Origin of the sequence: Shigella sp. FC1967 (assembly GCF_001743005.1) — a bacterium.
Classification (GTDB): domain Bacteria; phylum Pseudomonadota; class Gammaproteobacteria; order Enterobacterales; family Enterobacteriaceae; genus Proteus.
On the sequence record NZ_MIIZ01001365.1, the window covers coordinates 1 to 371 of the forward strand.

The 371-nt window shown below is 49.6% G+C and carries 1 pseudogene; it reads left to right on the top strand.

The features are described 5' to 3' along the window. A pseudogene (locus BHE89_RS22055) lies at positions 1-371 on the top strand (RNA-guided endonuclease InsQ/TnpB family protein); the annotation flags it as partial.

Sequence of the window (371 nt, forward strand, 5' to 3'; positions counted from 1 at the left end):
GATTGAAGCGCGTTTACATCGTGAAATTACGGGGGCGCTGAAAAGTATCACACTGAGCCGCAGCGCAACCGAAAATACTATGCGTCACTACTCTGTGATGACGGGGGAGAAGCACCGGCAAAGCCAACATTGATATCAAATATCACGGGGCTTGATGTGGGGCTGAGTCATTACGCCATCAAATCAGACGGCAATAAGATTGCTAATCCGCGCCACCTTATCAATGCCAGCCGTCACCTACGTCGAAAACAAAAAAGCCTTATCTCGCAAGCCAAAAGGGAGTGCTAATCGCCGTAAAGCCCGAATACAGCTTGCAGGTGTACACGAACGGGTAGCCAATGCCCGTGCTGATTTTCAACACAAACTCTCTC